Source organism: Streptosporangium sp. NPDC000509 (assembly GCF_042898365.1).
Lineage (GTDB): Bacteria > Actinomycetota > Actinomycetes > Streptosporangiales > Streptosporangiaceae > Streptosporangium.
Genome location: NZ_JBIAYX010000018.1, coordinates 78,073 through 93,228 on the forward strand (window position 1 = coordinate 78,073; position 15,156 = coordinate 93,228).

The following is a 15,156-nucleotide window of genomic DNA, read 5'->3' on the forward strand; positions in this document are numbered from 1 at the left end:
ATAACGAAATGCCGGCCGACTTCGCGAGACAAGGGATGAGGCGCCTCGCGCGCCTCGTCCCCTCCGCGTTCTCCACGCACCGCGTCCCCGCCGCCCCCGCCGCCCCCGCCGCCCCTTCCGTGCTTTCCGTGAGAAGGCGGCGCTCGTCCGTCCAGCGGCTCCGCCGGATGACCATCTTCTCCCTCACCATGGGCCTCGTCCTCGCCTGGATCAGCCCTCTCGCCGAGCTGGCGAACGAGGACGGGGGAAGCAGGCCCTCGCTGCTGACCGTCGGGATACCGGGCCTGGTGATCTTCAGTCTTCTGTACCTGAGGATCATCAAAGCGGCCGTGGACGGAACCGGCGCGCGAGGCGAGATCGTCGCCTCTGCCGTGGTCGTGGTGGTCCTCATGCTGACCCAGGACGGCGGTCCCTGGCCCTGGGGGCTGCTCGGCCCGGCGTGGGCGTCGGGTGCCGCGCTGCTGCTCGGCAGATCCGCCACGACCGCCGCCACCGTCGCGGCGGCCGCCGCCGGACTGTTCCTCGCGTGGCCGGGAGACGGATTCGCCGAGGTGTTCGCGGCACCGAACGCGGAGAGTCACCTGCCCGGCCTCGGCGCCTACCTCGGGGTGGCCGCGGCGGCGCCGTGGTCGAACCGGTTCCAGCTCTGGTTCTGGCAGCTGTTCAGGGCCGCGGAGGAGGGCAAGGAGGCGCGGGCCAGGCTCGCCGTCACCGAGGAGCGGCTCCGCTTCTCCCGCGACCTGCACGATCTGGTCGGGCACAACCTCTCCGCGATCGCCGTCAAGAGCGAGGTGGCCTCCAAGCTGTCGGGGGTGGACGCCGGACGGGCGGCGAGGGAGATGGACGAGGTGAGGATCCTCGCACGGCAGACGCTCAAGGAGATCCGTGGGGTGGTACGCGGCTACCGGACGGTCGACCTCACCGCCGAGCTGCGCGCGATGACCGCGGTGCTGGAGGCGGGCGACATCCGCTGCACCCTGGAGACGCCGCGCGAACAGGTGCCCGAGGGGACGGCCACCCTGCTGGCCTGGGTGGTGAGGGAGGGCACCACCAACGTGCTGCGGCACAGCTCCGCCACTCGATGCCGTATCACGATCACCCTCCGCGGGGGAGACGCCGTGCTGGAGATGACCAACGACGGGGTGGACGAGGACGGGGGTGGCGACGGGGTGGACGGCCGGGGTGGTACCGGCCTCCTCGGGCTGTCGGAGCGGGTCGCCGCGATCGGCGGGACCGTCACGGCGGGCCCCGGCGCTCCCGGGACGTTCAGGCTGCGGGCGACGATCCCGCTGGAGGGAGAACGATGATCCAGACGATGGCCGTCGTGCCGGGCCGTCCCACCGTCTCGTACCGTCTCGCCGTGCGGGGCTGTCCGGTCGAGGTGGGCCGTTCCGGTGGGGTGAGTGGTCCGGTCGAGGTGGGGCGTCTCGCCGTGCCGGGCTGTCGGACCGAGGAGGCACGGTGATCCGGACACTGCTCGCCGACGACGAGCACCTGGTCAGGAAGGCGATCGCCACCCTGCTCGGCCTGGAGCCGGACATCGAGGTGGTGGCGGAGGTGGCGAGGGGAGACCTGGTGGCGGCGGCCGTGCTGGAGCACCGGCCCGATGTGGTCGTGCTGGACATCGAGATGCCGGGGATGGACGGGCTGAGCGTCGCCGAGACGCTGCGGGGCCACGCGGTGCTGATGCTGACCAGCTTCGGGCGGCCCGGATACCTGCGGCGGGCGCTCGCGGCAGGGGTGCGCGGCTTCGTCCCCAAGGACGCCTCCGCCGACGAACTGGCGACGGCGATCCGCAAGGTCCACGCGGGTGGGCGCTATCTCGACCCGGAGATGGCCGCCTCGGCGATGATGGCGGGGGAGAACCCTCTCACCGAGCGCGAGCGCGGCTCTCTGGAGCTGGCCGCGCAGGGCGCCTCGGTCGCCGAGATCGCCGTCGCGCTCCACCTCACCCAGGGCACCGTACGCAACTACCTGTCCAGCGCCATCACCAAGCTGGGCGCGACCAACCGGATCACCGCGATCCGGGCCGCCCAACAAAAAGGTTGGCTTTAAACGCGTTTTCTCCTTCGAATCGGGCAAGGGACTCCCGTGTTCGCCGGAAGATCGACGTCAGGGACGAGGGAGGTTCGCACCTTCCTGCAGGAGTGACGACCTTCTTCCGCGCGGTGACATCGGATGAACGCGATGCGTGACCAGTCGGCGGGTGACGCGTCGCCGTGGTGCCGGGCCGGTTTCTCCGTGGCCGGGCGTGAGGAGGAGGCATGCGCGTCTCTGGTAACCCCCGGGCTCAGGTGGTCGGCGTCGGGAATCGTCTCGACGTGGGAACCGTGGCCCAGGTGCGCCCGCGACTGCACGAGGCGGTCGACTCGGGGCGGGGCGACCTGATCGTAGATCTTTCCGGGTTGGAAATGATCGACGCCACCGGTCTCGGGGTGCTGGTGGGCACGCATCGCCGCGCTGTGAGCGCGGAACGCCGCCTCATCCTGCGGAGGGTGCCGCCCAGGGTCATGCGGGTGCTGGCGGTGACCCGGCTCAACCGGGTCCTCACCGTCGAGCTTCCGGTGGCCGCGGTGGCCTGATCCGGAAGGTCGCCGGAGTCGGGGGAGTCCGGCGACACCGGAGCACGATGCCGGAGGACGGGCACGGCGGGCCCGCCCTCGTGTCACACCGCTGTCGTACACCGCTGTGTTACGCCGCGATCAGGTCACGAAGGACCTGTGGAAGATGTGCGTGGCGGTGTCGATGAGCCTGGCGACCGGAGGTGGGTCGTCGGCCAGGACCCACTCGATGAGCAGTTCCTGGATCGCCCCGATCATCCCCAGCGCGAGGAGGTGCTGGTTGGCCTTCGTCGCCTCCGGCATGTCGGCGACGTTCGACTCGATCGTCCTGGTGAGGGCCGCGACGGCCGACTGCCTGGAGGTGAGGAGGCAGTCGCCCGCCCGGCGGACCTCCAGATGCATGATCTGCGCGCGACGCCTGTCTTCGGTGACGAAGCTGATATAGCTGGTGATTCCCGTCCTGACCCGGTCGGCCAGGGTGTCGGGGGCCTGCTCGATCGCTTTCGACATCGACTCCAGCGTCTCGCGCACGCATCGGGTGTACACGGTCTGCATCAGCTCCTCGCGTCCTGAGAAGCACTCGTAGAATGCGCGGTTGGAGATACGTGCCTCGGCACACAACCTCTCGATCGTCGTTTCGGGGAATCCGGGGTCGGAGAAGAGGGTGTACGCCGCGGAGATCAGACGCTCCCGGCGCTCCTCAAGTCGCTCCTCCGCTGACATTCCCCGGTAGGACCGTCCATTCATGTCAAGCTCCCACAGATCAGTGCGAGGTTGACAGATACTCGCTTTATCACTTCCACCTCATGGCTCTGGCCCCCGGAATCAACCATTATGGGTGCAAGATCCTTTTTGCGGAAGAGTCACTATGTTATTTCTTGCATTATCCGTGTAAGAAGGCGACATGTCTGAGTAGTCGGTCAAGGTGTTTTCGGCCGCGGCGGAATGGGGGGGATTCGTCGCGGGCGGCGCGGGAAAGTCCGGCCCCGGGTCGCGAACCTCGGGGCACCGTTCTGTTCGAAGGCCGCTCGGCCTCAAGAGCGAAGCCGGCCTCGGAAGAGCGGCCGGGGTGGCGCCGGTCCCGGTGGGCGACCGCCTAGCGAGTGAGCAGGCCCCGGTCCAGAGCCGTGGTCACGGCGGCGGTGCGGTCGGAGACGCCGAGCTTGCCGAAGGCGCGCAGCAGATGGGTCTTGACCGTGGTCTCGCCGATGAACAGGGCCCTGCCGATCTCCGCGTTGGTCAGCCCTTTGGCCACCAGGGAGAGCACCTCCGTCTCACGCGGCGACAGTGACTCGGTCACCGGAGCCCGCATCCGGGTGACCAGCCTGGTCGCCACCGACGGCGACAGGACGGTCTCCCCGCGCGCCGCCGAGCGGATCGCGGCGAGCAGGTCGGCCCTGGAGGTGTCCTTCAGCAGATAGCCCGCCGCGCCGGCCTCGACCGCCCGGACGATGTCGGCGTCGGTCTCGTAGGTGGTCAGCACGACCACCCGGCTCTCCGGCCGCCCGGTGAGGATACGCGAGGTGGCGCTCACCCCGTCCCCGTCCGGCATACGCAGGTCCATCAGGATCACATCCGGGGTGAGTTCCGCTGCCCGTACGACGGCCTCGTCCCCTGAGGCCGCCTCGCCCACCACCGTGATCCCGGGGGCGGCCTCCAGCATCCCCCGAAGGCCCTCGCGGACCACCGGGTGATCGTCGACGATCATCACGCGAAGCATGTGTCACCCCTCCTGGTCGGGACGGCCGGTGCCGTCGCTCTGGCCGGTTCGGTCGGTGGGGGGAGCGGGCCGTTCCGGAGGGTCGTCGGCGGTGAGGACGGGCCGGTCGGTGGGGACGACCACCTCAAGCACCGTCCCCTCGCCGGGGAGTCCCTTCACGGTGAGGGTGCCGCCGACCTGCTCGACGCGGGCGCGCATGCCCCGCAGGCCGTACCCCTCGCCGTCGGACGGCTCGAAACCGCGTCCGTCGTCGCGTAACCCCAGCCGTACGGAGCCGTCCCGGTAGGCGATCGAGACCGCGACGGACGCCGCGTCCGCGTGCTTGCGCACGTTGGCCAGCCCTTCCTGGGCGGCGCGGACGAGCACCACCTCGGCCGAAGCGCTCAGCGGCCGGGACCTTCCGTACGCCTCGAATCCGGCGGACAGGTTCGTCTCCTCGCCGAAGCGGTTCGTCAGCCGCCGCAGCGCCTCGTCCAGGGTCGAGCCGTCCAGCGGCGCCGGGCTCAGCGTGGTGACCAGCAGGCGGGCCTCGGTGAGGTTCTCCCGCGCCGTCCGCATGGCCAACGCCAGGTGGCGGGACGGGTCGGGCTGTGCCTCGGCCGCCTGGAGCAGCATGATGATGCTGGTGAACCCCTGAGCCAGGGTGTCGTGGATCTCCCCGGCGAGCCGTTCGCGCTCCGCCTGCGCCCCGCGCTCGGCCGAGAGCGTGGACACCTTCGCCCGGCTGCTCTCCAGCTCCTCGATGAGCGCGGCCCGCTCCTCGCTCTGCCGGGTGATCCGCTCCATCCAGATGCCGAACGTGGCGGAGAAGACGACGACGATCGTGGCGACCACCAGGAAGTTGAACGGCTCCGCCCCCTCGACCAGGAACAGGTAGCGGATCATCGCGGGGAGGTTCAGCGCGGTCACGGCGATCATCGCCCGCCTGGCGGGGAAGACCATGAAACACTGCGGGCAGAGCCCGAACAGGGCGTAGGTCGCGTACGACGCGGTGAGTCCCGGGGGAGTGAACAGCGCGATCAACAGACCGATGTAGACCGCCCCTCGCAGCCGGTCACCGCGGATGATCGCCGGACGGCCGAACAGGACATAGAGCGGCAGGATCGCGCCCAGGCAGCTCGCCACGATCACCTTCTCGCGCACGGGTACGTCGATGATGAACGCGGTCGAGGTGGGCAGGAGGAGCCCGAAGGTCAGAAGCAACTCCCAGCCGCGCAGCGACTCCCACGCGTGCGGTTCGGTCCTTCGGGCGGAGGGCTCGGTGCGGTCGGCGAGACTCACCCGTCTCGGCGGCTCTTCCAGCGGAACGTCATCAGGCACAGCACCAGTCCTCCGACCGCCCAGGCTCCCAGGACCAGGGCGACCCGGTTGAGTTCGTACGAGTTCGCGACTTCAAGTGTGGCACCGGCGTCCCCCAGGAAGACCGACCGGAACCCCTGGCACATCCACTTGAGCGGGAAGAGCGAGGCGATGTTCACCAGCCAGGACGGCAGCTGTCCGATGGGGATGAACACCCCGGAGATGAACTGCAGCACCACGAACGGCATCGCGATCACCGCGGAGGCGCTCTTGGCCGACCGGGGCAGGCTGCTGATCGCGACACCGAGCAGGGCCGAGCCGACCACGCCGAGCACGAACACCCAGGCGAAGGTCACCCACCGGAACGCCTCCGACGGCAGCTTCAGGCCGAACAGCGCGACCCCGATCGCGAGCAGGATGACGACCTGCAGGAAGGAGACGAACAGGGTGTTGAGGGCCTTGCCGATGAAGTAGGAGGTGCGCGGCAGCGGGGTGCCCGCCAGCCGTTTGAGCGTGCCGTCGTCGCGGTCCACCGCGATGTTGATCCCGAGGTTCTGGAACCCCGTCATCGCGGCGGTCCCGATGAGCCCGGCCACATAGAGCTGGGAGACGGTGAGGCCGGTCCCCTCCATCTCACCGGAGAAGATCGACCCGAAGATCACCAATATGATGATCGGGAAGGCGAAACTGAAGATCACCGCGTCTCGCTCGCGAAAGAACATCCTGTTCTCGACGACCGTCCGTGACAGCCCCAGTCGCATCACGGAAGGTTGCCCGGCGGATGACGCCGGGGCGGAGGGGCGGGCAAGGGTCTGGCTCATCTGGTTGGTCACCTCGGGGGGCCGGTCGACGCTCGTACGGGAGACGGTCAGGCGGGGGTCTCGATGAGGCGGAGGTAGACGTCCTCCAGGGTGGGACGGGTCACGGCCAGTTCGGGGACCTCTCCGTCGAAGCGACGGGTCAGCTCCAGCACGGTCCTGGTCGGCGTGTCCGTCTCCAGGAAGTGGCGCTCACCCGCGCCGGACCAGCTCACCAGTGCCTTGCCGGCGGCCCTGCCGCCCAGCGTCTTCGGCTCGCCCTCGGCCACGATCCGTCCTCCGGCGACCACCGCCACCCGGTCGGCGAGCGCCTCGGCCTCGTCCAGGTAGTGGGTGGTCAGCACGATCGTGGTGCCGTCGCGGGCCAGGCTCTCGATCAGCTCCCAGAACCGCCTGCGAGCCTCCGGGTCGAACCCGGTGGTCGGCTCGTCCAGGAAGAGCAGCTCCGGATCGCCGATCACCCCGAGCGCGACGTCCACCCGGCGCCGCTGCCCGCCCGAGAGCTTCCGGATGCGCTGGTCGGCCTTCTCGGTGAGCCCGACCTGCTCGATCACCTCGTCCGGGTTCTTGGCGCCGGGGTAGTAGCCGGCAAAATGCCGTACGGTCTCCCGCACGGTCGCCTCGGCCACGTCGTTGGCCGTCTGCAGCACGATGCCGATCCGTGAGCGCCACGCGCGGGTGGGCCTGCCGGGGTCGACCCCCAGGACACTCACCTCCCCGGCGTCCCTGGAGCGGTGCCCCTCCATGATCTCCACCATGGTGGACTTCCCCGCCCCGTTCGGGCCGAGGATCGCGAACACCTCGCCCGCGCGGATGTCGAGATCGACTCCTGCGACGGCCTGAACGTCGCCGTAGCGCTTGGTCAGACCTCTCACTCTTACCGCTGTGTCCATGTGCCAAGCGTCGCGTCCACGCGGTTCTCGCGGTACCGACGTTCGATGGAGCCCCGTGTCCACCGAACGGAGGACACGGGGCCCGTCGTTTCTCTCTCGATCGGCGGCGTGCCGCGACGGACGGCCGCTTCATGCGCTCGGTCTCAGGCCGGATGATCCGGACGTGGTGCACATCGAGTGTGCCACCGGCACACCGTATTTGAAGAGCGATTCAGAAGGTGCGGGATAACCACTGATATTCGGCTGTTTTCCGGCGGCCGCATTGCTCGTCGAGAATTCAGTAACGCCTATCGCGAAAAGGGTGGCCGAGCTTGGGTGGCGGGCTGGGAAGAAGGGAGGCGGAAATGTCGATCAATGATCGACCGGTGACCCCGTCGGGTGCCGAATGGCGCGAGAGCGCGCGGTAATGGCCAGGGTGGGCCTGCGTCGAGGTGGCGCGGAAACCCGCCCGGTGTCATCGCCGTGCGCGACGGCGAGGATCCGAACGGCCTCGCCCTGGACTTCGCACCCAAAAAGTGGTCGGCGTTCCCGGGCGGGGAGCTCTGCGTGCCGTGACAGCCGTCGGATTCCGTTTCGCACGCCTCCTCCGGGCCTCGGCGGCACTCAGCTCGTCAGAACAGGGTGTCCTCGCGTTCGATGCCGCGCAGCTCGTCGTAGTCGAGGGTGACGCAGCGGATGCCTCTGTCCTCGGCCAGGGTCTTGGCCTGGGGCGCGATGCTCTGGGCGGCGAGGATTCCGGAGACCGGGGCGAGCAGGGGGTCGCGGTTCATCAGCTCCAGATAGCGGGTGAGCTGTTCCACGGCGTCGATGCCGGCGCGGCGCTTGAGCTCCACGGCGACGGACGCGCCCGTGTGGTCGCGGCAGAGAATGTCGACGGGGCCGATCGCCGTCATGTATTCGCGGCGGACGAGCGTCCAGCCCGCGCCCAGGGTGGTGATGTGCTCGGCGAGCAGCTCCTGCAGGTGGGCCTCGACCCCGTCCTTGATCAGGCCCGGATCCACGCCCAGCTCGTGGCTGCTGTCGTGGATGATCTCCTCCATGGTGAGGACGAGCTTCTCGCCGGTCTTGCCGTGGGTCACCGTCCAGGTGCCCTCCTCCTCGCGGAGCTTGCACGGCGGGTTCATCCAGTTCAGCGGCTTGAAGGCCCGGTCGTCGGCATGGATCGAGACGCTGCTGTCGGCCTTGATGAGAATGAGCCGGGGTGCCATCGGAAGATGGGCGGTGAGTTTCCCGACGTAATCCACGCTGCACCGAGCTATGACCAGACGCATGACCGAACCCTATCGGCCCGACGGGACCCCGGTCCCCGTGATCCATACGGACGGCCCGCCGGCGGTTGGGGCGTGACTCCCCGGTCGTACGAGAGTCGTACGAGATCGGGAAGTCACGCCGAGGGGTCAGCGCACCGCCTCGGAGAGCTTGACGCGGGCGCCCGTGCGCAGGACCGCGCGGCTGTAGATGCGGGCGCCGAGCATGAGGGTGCCCACCGTCGCGAGGAGCATCAGGACCGCCGCCAGGGCGATCTCCCAGGCGAACACCTCGCCTCCGGCCATCCGGACCGGCATGACCATCGAGGAGAACGGCGGCACCAGCGAGAGGATCCTGGCCACCGGGCTGTTCGGCTGGACCGCCGCGAAGTAGGCCACCAGGTAGGTGACCATCATGAGCATCGTCATCGGGGTGAGGACGCTGTTCGCGTCCTCCTGCCTGGACACCAGGGACCCGAGCGCCGCCGCCATCGCGGCGAAGAAGGCGTATCCGAGGACGAACCAGAACAGCGCGCTGACCACGATGCCCGTCATCCCCGGGGGCAGGTCGGCCGCGAGACCGGTCGCCGCCGCCGCGCCGAGACCGGCCACGATGATCACCACCATGTTGGCGAGCGCGAGCGCGCCCAGCCCCACGATCTTGCCGCCGAGCAGCTGCCAGGGACGGACCGAGGTGAGCAGGATCTCCACGATCCGGCTGCCCTTCTCCTCGACCACGCCCATGGCGACGTACATGGAGGAGTAGATGAGCAGGAAGAACAGCACCATGACCAGCAGGGACGCGATGCCCACCCGCACGCCCGCGTATCGGGTGTCGGCTCCGATGGAGACCTGCTCCAGAGGGGCGACCCGCATCGCCTCCGCCACCTTGGCCGGGTCCAGGCCCGCCTCGCCCAGCCGCCTCTCGGTCTGGGCGGCCTGGTTCGCGCTCTCCAGCAGCAGACCGAGGTCGCGGTCCACCTCGCCGTCGGCGAGCACCTTGCGGCCGTCCACCACGGCGGCGTCGACGTCGCCGGCGGTGACCGCGGCGCTCGCGGCGGCCTCGTCGGGGAAGTCTCTGACGGTGAGCTCCACGTCCTTGGCCGCGCCGGTGAGGGCCGGCCGCAGCGCCTGCGACTGCGCTCCGGCGAGCCCCACGGTGTAGGAGTCGGGCCCGGAGAAGAGCTTGGGCAGGAACGCCAGTGCCGCGACCAGCACGGCACTGACCACGAGCCCGATGACGAACGCCTTCGTACGGCCGCGCGTGACGATCTCCCGCCGCGCGACCAGCCACAACCCGTTCACGCTACGGCCTCCCTGAAGATCTCGGTGAGTGTGGGGCGCTGCCACCCGAAGTGCTCGACCCTTCCGGCCTTGGCCGCGAGGCGCAGGATCTCCTGGTCGTCGCCGTCGACGCCCGCGACGAGGACCTCGTCGCCCTTCTCGACGACCTCCCCCGGCAGGGAGGTGGCCCAGCCGGGGGAGGCGTCCCTGACGACCACCCTGAGCAGGCCGCGTCCCTCACGGTCGCGCAGCTCCTCGACCGTTCCGCTCGCCACCATGCGACCGGAGGAGATGATGCCGACCGAGTCGCAGAGCCGTTCGACGAGGTCCAGCTGGTGACTGGAGAAGAGCACGGGAACGCCCGCGGCGCGCCGCTCGGCGAGCACCTCGGCGAGCGAGTCGACGGCGAGCGGGTCGAGCCCGGAGAAGGGCTCGTCGAGAACGAGCGCCTCGGGATCGTGCACCAGCGCCACCGCGAGCTGCACGCGCTGCTGGTTGCCCAGGGAGAGCGCGTCCACCGCGTCGTTCGCGCGCTCGGTGAGCGAGAGACGTTCGAGCAGGTCGCCGGTGGCCTTCTTCGCCCCGCTCGCGGTCAGGCCGCTGAGCCTGCCGAAGTATTCGACCTGCTCGGCGACCTTCATCTTCTGGTACAGACCGCGCTCCTCCGGCATGTAGCCGAACCGGCGCCGGTCGTCGAACGTCAGCGCCCTGCCGCCGCGGCGCACGGAGCCCGAGTCGGCGGTCAGCACGCCCATCAGGATGCGCATCGTGGTGGTCTTGCCCGCCCCGTTGGCCCCGACGAAGCCGAACATCTCGCCGGGTTTCACGGAGAACGTCACGCCGCCCAGGGCGACCTTGTCGCCGTACCGCTTGTGCAGGTCGTCTATCTCGATCATTGGGGGGATCCCTCGGTGAGACGTCTCAACACGGAGACGTAGTCATGGAACGCCTGGCGGCCCTCATCGGTGATGGCGAGCCAGGTGCGCGGGCGCTTACCCACGAAGGCCTTCTCCACGCTCACGTAGCCGGCCTCCTCCAGGGTGATGACGTGCTTGGAGAGCAACGAGTCGCTGACCTCGATCGTGTCGCGCAGGAAGCGGAACTCGGCCTTGTCGGTGACCGAGAGCGCGGCCATGATCGACAGCCGGACGGGCGCGTGGATGACGTCGTCGAGGTCGTGCCGAGGGTGTGAGCCCGTGCCGCCCGCGGCGCTCCCGGCGCCGCGCGTCGCCCTGCCCGCGCCGCCGTCCGCCGGGCCCGGGTGTCCCGCCTCCCGCGCGCTGTGGGTCTCGCTCACCGCTCCACCCGCAGCACACGCCAGGCCGCGTAGAAGATCGGGACGCTCGCGCAGATCGACAGCGCGATCAGCGCCGCGCTCCAGACCACGCCGGGGTCGTCGGGGCGCAGGAACGCGCCGAACACGAACACGAACAAGACCAGGGCGACGTACGAGATCGTCACGGGCCCCGTCGCCTTGTTGGCCCAGGCGACCTCCGGGTCCTGAACCCTCATGCCGCCGAGATATCCGACGAACAGGACGGTGAGGACGAGCCACGCCGCCGCGGCCGTGTTTCTGGACCAGCCGGGGCCGAGGAACATGACGGGCCAGTAGACGATCGTGCCAACGCCCACGATCACGTAGAGCAGGCCGGCGAGGCGCGCCGGTCGCCGGGTGCGCCGGCCGACCTCGTCGATCTGTCGCAGGGCGTCCTCAGGTGTCAGCTCGTCCTTCACGACTCCTCCTCCGCTCATGTTCTCAAACGCTACTGGTTACTCAACTCCGGTTCAAGTACTTTCTGTTCGCTCTTTGGCTACCTGCCCGGCTTTTGGGGTAGCCGGTACCTCTCTGGGAGACTGTTGTGACGCCGGAGTGGCGGTTCGCCAGGTGGGCGACCCGGTGGGCGGGGTGGGAGAGCGATGACGAGCACTTCTCGGGCGGCGCGGGCGGTCGGAAGGACCGTGATGGCCGGCCTCGGCGCGACGGGCTCGTGAGCCCCCGCAAGGCCCGCCGCGCCGACCCCTTCGACCGGGGCGGCAAGCGGGGCCTCGCCCGTCCCGTCGGGGGCTCCGTGCCCGGCGTCGACCGTACCGAGGAGTGGCCCGACGGTGACTGGCAGGTGCGCCGGGTCACCGGTGGCGCGGCGGACAAGGTCTACCGCTGCCCCGGATGCGATCAGGAGATCAGGCCAGGACTGCCACATCTGGTCAGCTGGCCCGCCTGGCCGGGCGGGGAGGACGAGCGCAGGCACTGGCACACCGCGTGCTGGCGCAACCGGGTCAGGCGCGGACCCGGCAGAAGCAGATACTGACCGGCGCACGCGGACCGGCCATCACCGGCCACTATCGGCCACGACCGGCGCAGACGCGGGTCGGCCACCACTGACCTACCACTGACAACGACCGGCCATCACCGGCCACCATCGGCCACGACCGGCTCCGACGCGGGCCGGCAGGGCGGATTCGAGGAGAGACATGGAGATTCGGGCCTCTACGGTGTTGCCCGCGCGCAGGGAGCCGATCGAGTTGCACACCGGCGACGGTCTGACACTCGTCGGTGAGCTCGCCCTTCCCGCCGACCGGCCCCCGGTGGCCACGCTGGTCTGCCTGCATCCGCTGCCCACCCATGGCGGCATGATGGACAGCCACGTCTACAAGAAGGCCGCCAACCGGCTGCCCGCCCTCGCCGACCTGGCCGTGCTGCGTTTCAACACGCGCGGCACCACCTCGGAGCGGGGCACCTCCCAGGGAGCCTTCGGCGCCGGCGAGGACGAACGCATGGACGTCGCCGCGGCCCTGGAGTACGCCGACTTCCACGACCTGCCCCGGGTCTGGCTGCTCGGCTGGTCCTTCGGCACCGAACTGGCGCTCAAGTGGGGGCACGACCCGCTGGTGGAGGGGGCGATCCTGCTCTCCCCGCCGCTGCACCGGGCCACCGACGCCGACCTCGACGCGTGGGCGGAGTTCGGGCGGCCGCTGATCGCGCTGATCCCGGAGTTCGACGACTACCTGCGTCCCGAACAGGCCCGTGAACGCTTCGCCAGGGTGCCCCAGGCCGAGGTCGTCGGGGTGGACGACGCCAAGCACCTGTGGGTCGGCGAGCCGTACGTGCGCATCGTCCTCGACCAGATCGTCCAGCGGGTGAATCCGGCGGCCCATCCCCTGCCCACCGAGGTTCCCGGATCGTAGGAGCCTGTCCGGTCCGGTCGTCCGACGAGATCATTGTCGCGTACGCCGTTCGTCGAGGCCGGGGCACCGCGAAGTCCTGATCTCCGAGCCCGCCGGAACGCCCGCGTGATCCGGGCGGTGAGAAGGGACGAGACATGAAGAGAGCCCGGCGACCGTGCAGGTCGCCGGGCTCTCTTCATGTAGCCGTCGCGAACGCCCCGGAGTCAGCGGCCGCCTATTCCTGCCACCACTCCGCGTCGTCGTCCTTCGTCTCGGTCCTCGCGGGCGCGGGAACCGGCTTCTCGGCGCCGTTGGCGGCGGGGATGGCCGGCTTCGGCGGTGCCGCGGCGATCGCGGGCTCCGGGTCGGCGGCCGGGAGCGGTGCGCCACCGAGCAGCTGGCGCAGCTGCGCGAGGTGGCTGGTGATGCTGTCGCGCTGGCGGGTCAGCTCGTCGACCTGGCGCTGGGCGACCGAGCGGCTGCGCTCGGACTCCGCCTTGGCCTCGGAGACGATGGACTCGGCGCTCGCCTTGGCCTCGGAGACGACCTGGTCGGCGTTCTTGCGCGCGTTGGCCAGCAGCTGCTTGGCGTGCGTGTCGGCCTCGCGACGGGTCTGCTCGGCCTGCTGCGTGGCCTTGGTGGCGCGCTGCTCGGCGGTGGCCGCGCGCTGCTCGGCGGTGGCGGTCAGCTGCTGGGCCGCGGCCTGCGCGTTGGCGTGGCGCTCGGCCTCCTGGCGCTCGGCCTCCTCGCGCCGGGCGGCGAGCTGGATCTCGAACTCCGCCTCGTCCTGTGCCCGCTTCGCCTCGGACTCCTCAAGCACCCGCTGGGCCTGGGCGCGCATCTCGTCGGCCTGGCGCTTGGCGGTGGTGAGGACCTCGTCGCGCTCGCGCTTGGTCGAGGCGCGTAGCTGGGCCACCTCGCGCTCGGTGGTGGTGCGCAGCTTGGCGATCTCGCGCTCGGAGTCGGCGCGCTTCTCCGCCACCTCGTGGTCGGCGGTGGCGCGCAGCTTGGAGACCTCGCGCTCGGTGGTGGCGGTCAGCTCGTCGGCCTCGCGGCGGGCGGTCGAGCGGATCTCCTCGGCCTCGCGCTCCGCGCTGGTGCGCATCTCGTCGGCTTCGCGGGTGGCGAGGGCGCGCTTCTCGGCCGCCTCGTTCTCCGCGGCGGCGCGCAGGTCGGCGGCCTCGACCTTGGACGCCGCCTTGATCTCGTTCGCCTCGGCCCTCGCGGCCTGGACCAGCTCGGTCGCCTGCTCCTCCGCTAGGCGGAGGAGTTGCTCGATCCGGGCGCCGAGCCCGGAGTAGGTCGGTCGCTCCTGCTCCTGGAGCTGACGTTGTGAGTCGGACAGCTCCCGCTGCAGGCCCTGGAGCTGCTCCCGGGACTGCCGGAGCTCGCCGTCGAGCTGCTTCAGATGGTCGTGGACCTGGTGCCGGTCATAGCCACGAAGCACCACGTCGAATTCCCGAGCGGGGGCGTCTTCAAAGAAATTGTTGAGCTGGGCATCGATGTCGGACTGCATGGAGGCTCGATCCTGGGTTGTCGAGACGGCTACACGGGCCGGACGGGGGTTTCAGGCATCCGAAGCGGGAGCCGGGGCGGGATCCACGTCCGGTGGTACGCCAGCGTACTCCGCCGTTGCCGAGTTGGCGGTCTCGTCCGACTTTATGCGCGACTTGTTACGTATCAGCGTTTCTTGCATTCGGGGTGGGCTTGGCGTGCCTTTCCGAGGCCTGTACGAGTTCGGTGAGCATTCCCCCGACGTCTTTGGGGTGAAGAAAGGCGATGGAAGAGTCCATGGAGCCGTGGCGCGGTCGCTCGTCGAGCAGCCGGACCCCCCTGCCGCCGATCTTGTCCATCGCCTGCACGACATCCGGGACGCCGAAGGCGACATGATGGACACCTTCCCCGCGCTTCGCGAGAAATTTGCCGACCGGCGTGTCGGGGCCGAGCGGTTCGAGAAGCTGGATATACGATCCACCGCCTTCGCCGTCGGCGATGCGCAGCATCGCCTCCTTCACTCCCTGCTCGATGTTCACCTCGCGGGCCACCACCGTGAGCTCGAAGGTCTGCTCGAAAAAAGCGATCTTCTCCTCAAGGTCGTGGCAGGCGATTCCTACATGATCGATGCGCATGAACATGGGGCCATCCTCCATGGGGTCGCCGATGTACTCA

At 69.7% G+C, this 15,156-nt stretch carries 19 protein-coding genes; 7 read left to right on the forward strand and 12 right to left on the reverse strand.

Annotated elements, in window-relative coordinates:
* The first annotated feature begins 35 nt into the window (after positions 1-35).
* The 4 genes from ACFY3D_RS30075 (at position 36) to ACFY3D_RS30090 (ending at position 2,582) form a co-directional block, all read left to right on the forward strand.
* Complete coding sequence (locus ACFY3D_RS30075) at positions 36-1,307, forward strand: sensor histidine kinase (RefSeq protein WP_389985455.1); 1,272 nt, start codon at positions 36-38, stop codon at positions 1,305-1,307.
* The gene (locus ACFY3D_RS30080) at positions 1,304-1,465 is read left to right on the forward strand and encodes a hypothetical protein (protein ID WP_389985458.1); all 162 of its coding nucleotides are present in this window, start codon (positions 1,304-1,306) and stop codon (positions 1,463-1,465) included. The genes ACFY3D_RS30075 and ACFY3D_RS30080 overlap by 4 nt, the downstream gene beginning before the upstream one ends.
* Positions 1,462-2,055 carry a response regulator transcription factor gene (locus ACFY3D_RS30085; RefSeq protein ID WP_350948605.1) on the forward strand — a complete coding sequence of 198 codons (594 nt, stop codon included), beginning with the start codon at positions 1,462-1,464 and terminating at the stop codon, positions 2,053-2,055. Before ACFY3D_RS30080 ends, ACFY3D_RS30085 begins: the two co-directional genes overlap by 4 nt.
* A 209-nt stretch (positions 2,056-2,264) precedes the next feature.
* Positions 2,265-2,582: an STAS domain-containing protein gene (locus ACFY3D_RS30090; RefSeq protein ID WP_389985461.1), complete on the forward strand. Its 318-nt coding sequence runs from the start codon at positions 2,265-2,267 to the stop codon at positions 2,580-2,582.
* A 120-nt stretch (positions 2,583-2,702) separates the two neighbouring features.
* Here ACFY3D_RS30090 and ACFY3D_RS30095 read toward each other — a convergent pair whose 3' ends face one another.
* The 5 genes from ACFY3D_RS30095 to ACFY3D_RS30115 all read right to left on the reverse strand — a co-directional run bounded on the left by ACFY3D_RS30095 (position 2,703) and on the right by ACFY3D_RS30115 (position 7,291).
* Positions 2,703-3,308, reverse strand: coding sequence for a TetR/AcrR family transcriptional regulator (locus tag ACFY3D_RS30095; RefSeq protein WP_350948578.1), 606 nt, complete (start codon positions 3,306-3,308; stop codon positions 2,703-2,705).
* 349 nt (positions 3,309-3,657) lie between these two features.
* Complete coding sequence (locus tag ACFY3D_RS30100) at positions 3,658-4,281, reverse strand: response regulator (RefSeq protein ID WP_389985465.1); 624 nt, start codon at positions 4,279-4,281, stop codon at positions 3,658-3,660.
* Between the two features lie 3 nt (positions 4,282-4,284).
* Positions 4,285-5,601: a histidine kinase gene (locus ACFY3D_RS30105; RefSeq protein WP_389985468.1), complete on the reverse strand. Its 1,317-nt coding sequence runs from the start codon at positions 5,599-5,601 to the stop codon at positions 4,285-4,287.
* Complete coding sequence (locus ACFY3D_RS30110; RefSeq protein ID WP_389985471.1) at positions 5,559-6,401, reverse strand: ABC transporter permease; 843 nt, start codon at positions 6,399-6,401, stop codon at positions 5,559-5,561. The genes ACFY3D_RS30105 and ACFY3D_RS30110 overlap by 43 nt, the downstream gene beginning before the upstream one ends.
* Positions 6,402-6,448: 47 nt before the next feature.
* A complete protein-coding gene (locus ACFY3D_RS30115; RefSeq protein WP_389985474.1) occupies positions 6,449-7,291 on the reverse strand; it encodes an ABC transporter ATP-binding protein in 843 nt (280 codons plus the stop codon).
* 462 nt (positions 7,292-7,753) lie between these two features.
* On the opposite strand from ACFY3D_RS30115, the gene ACFY3D_RS30120 reads away from it, so the two are divergent.
* Positions 7,754-7,846 carry a DUF397 domain-containing protein gene (locus tag ACFY3D_RS30120; RefSeq protein ID WP_389985477.1) on the forward strand — a complete coding sequence of 31 codons (93 nt, stop codon included), beginning with the start codon at positions 7,754-7,756 and terminating at the stop codon, positions 7,844-7,846.
* Between the two features lie 56 nt (positions 7,847-7,902).
* On the opposite strand, the gene nucS is transcribed toward ACFY3D_RS30120, so the two are convergent.
* The 5 genes from nucS to ACFY3D_RS30145 form a co-directional block, all read right to left on the reverse strand.
* Complete coding sequence (gene nucS / locus ACFY3D_RS30125) at positions 7,903-8,562, reverse strand: endonuclease NucS (protein WP_389985480.1); 660 nt, start codon at positions 8,560-8,562, stop codon at positions 7,903-7,905.
* A gap of 126 nt (positions 8,563-8,688) precedes the next feature.
* Positions 8,689-9,843 (reverse strand): ABC transporter permease, encoded by a 1,155-nt coding sequence (locus ACFY3D_RS30130; RefSeq protein ID WP_389985483.1) that lies wholly within the window; start codon positions 9,841-9,843, stop codon positions 8,689-8,691.
* Positions 9,840-10,718: an ABC transporter ATP-binding protein gene (locus ACFY3D_RS30135; protein WP_389985486.1), complete on the reverse strand. Its 879-nt coding sequence runs from the start codon at positions 10,716-10,718 to the stop codon at positions 9,840-9,842. The genes ACFY3D_RS30130 and ACFY3D_RS30135 overlap by 4 nt, the downstream gene beginning before the upstream one ends.
* The gene (locus ACFY3D_RS30140) at positions 10,715-11,119 is read right to left on the reverse strand and encodes a winged helix-turn-helix domain-containing protein (protein WP_389985489.1); all 405 of its coding nucleotides are present in this window, start codon (positions 11,117-11,119) and stop codon (positions 10,715-10,717) included. The genes ACFY3D_RS30135 and ACFY3D_RS30140 overlap by 4 nt, the downstream gene beginning before the upstream one ends.
* Positions 11,116-11,556, reverse strand: coding sequence for a hypothetical protein (locus ACFY3D_RS30145; RefSeq protein ID WP_362897545.1), 441 nt, complete (start codon positions 11,554-11,556; stop codon positions 11,116-11,118). The genes ACFY3D_RS30140 and ACFY3D_RS30145 overlap by 4 nt, the downstream gene beginning before the upstream one ends.
* 125 nt (positions 11,557-11,681) lie before the next feature.
* Between ACFY3D_RS30145 and ACFY3D_RS30150 the strand changes: the two genes are divergently transcribed.
* Both ACFY3D_RS30150 and ACFY3D_RS30155 read left to right on the forward strand, forming a co-directional pair.
* Entirely contained in the window at positions 11,682-12,131 is a 450-nt protein-coding gene (locus ACFY3D_RS30150) for an ATP/GTP-binding protein (RefSeq protein WP_389985492.1), read from the forward strand.
* A gap of 163 nt (positions 12,132-12,294) precedes the next feature.
* Positions 12,295-13,008, forward strand: a complete 714-nt coding sequence (locus ACFY3D_RS30155; RefSeq protein ID WP_362897547.1) for an alpha/beta hydrolase — start codon at positions 12,295-12,297, stop codon at positions 13,006-13,008.
* Between the two features lie 214 nt (positions 13,009-13,222).
* Here ACFY3D_RS30155 and ACFY3D_RS30160 read toward each other — a convergent pair whose 3' ends face one another.
* Positions 13,223-14,503 carry a DivIVA domain-containing protein gene (locus ACFY3D_RS30160; protein WP_362897549.1) on the reverse strand — a complete coding sequence of 427 codons (1,281 nt, stop codon included), beginning with the start codon at positions 14,501-14,503 and terminating at the stop codon, positions 13,223-13,225.
* A 157-nt stretch (positions 14,504-14,660) separates the two neighbouring features.
* Positions 14,661-15,122, reverse strand: a complete 462-nt coding sequence (gene mce, locus ACFY3D_RS30165) for a methylmalonyl-CoA epimerase (protein ID WP_389985495.1) — start codon at positions 15,120-15,122, stop codon at positions 14,661-14,663.
* Positions 15,123-15,156: the final 34 nt, after the last annotated feature.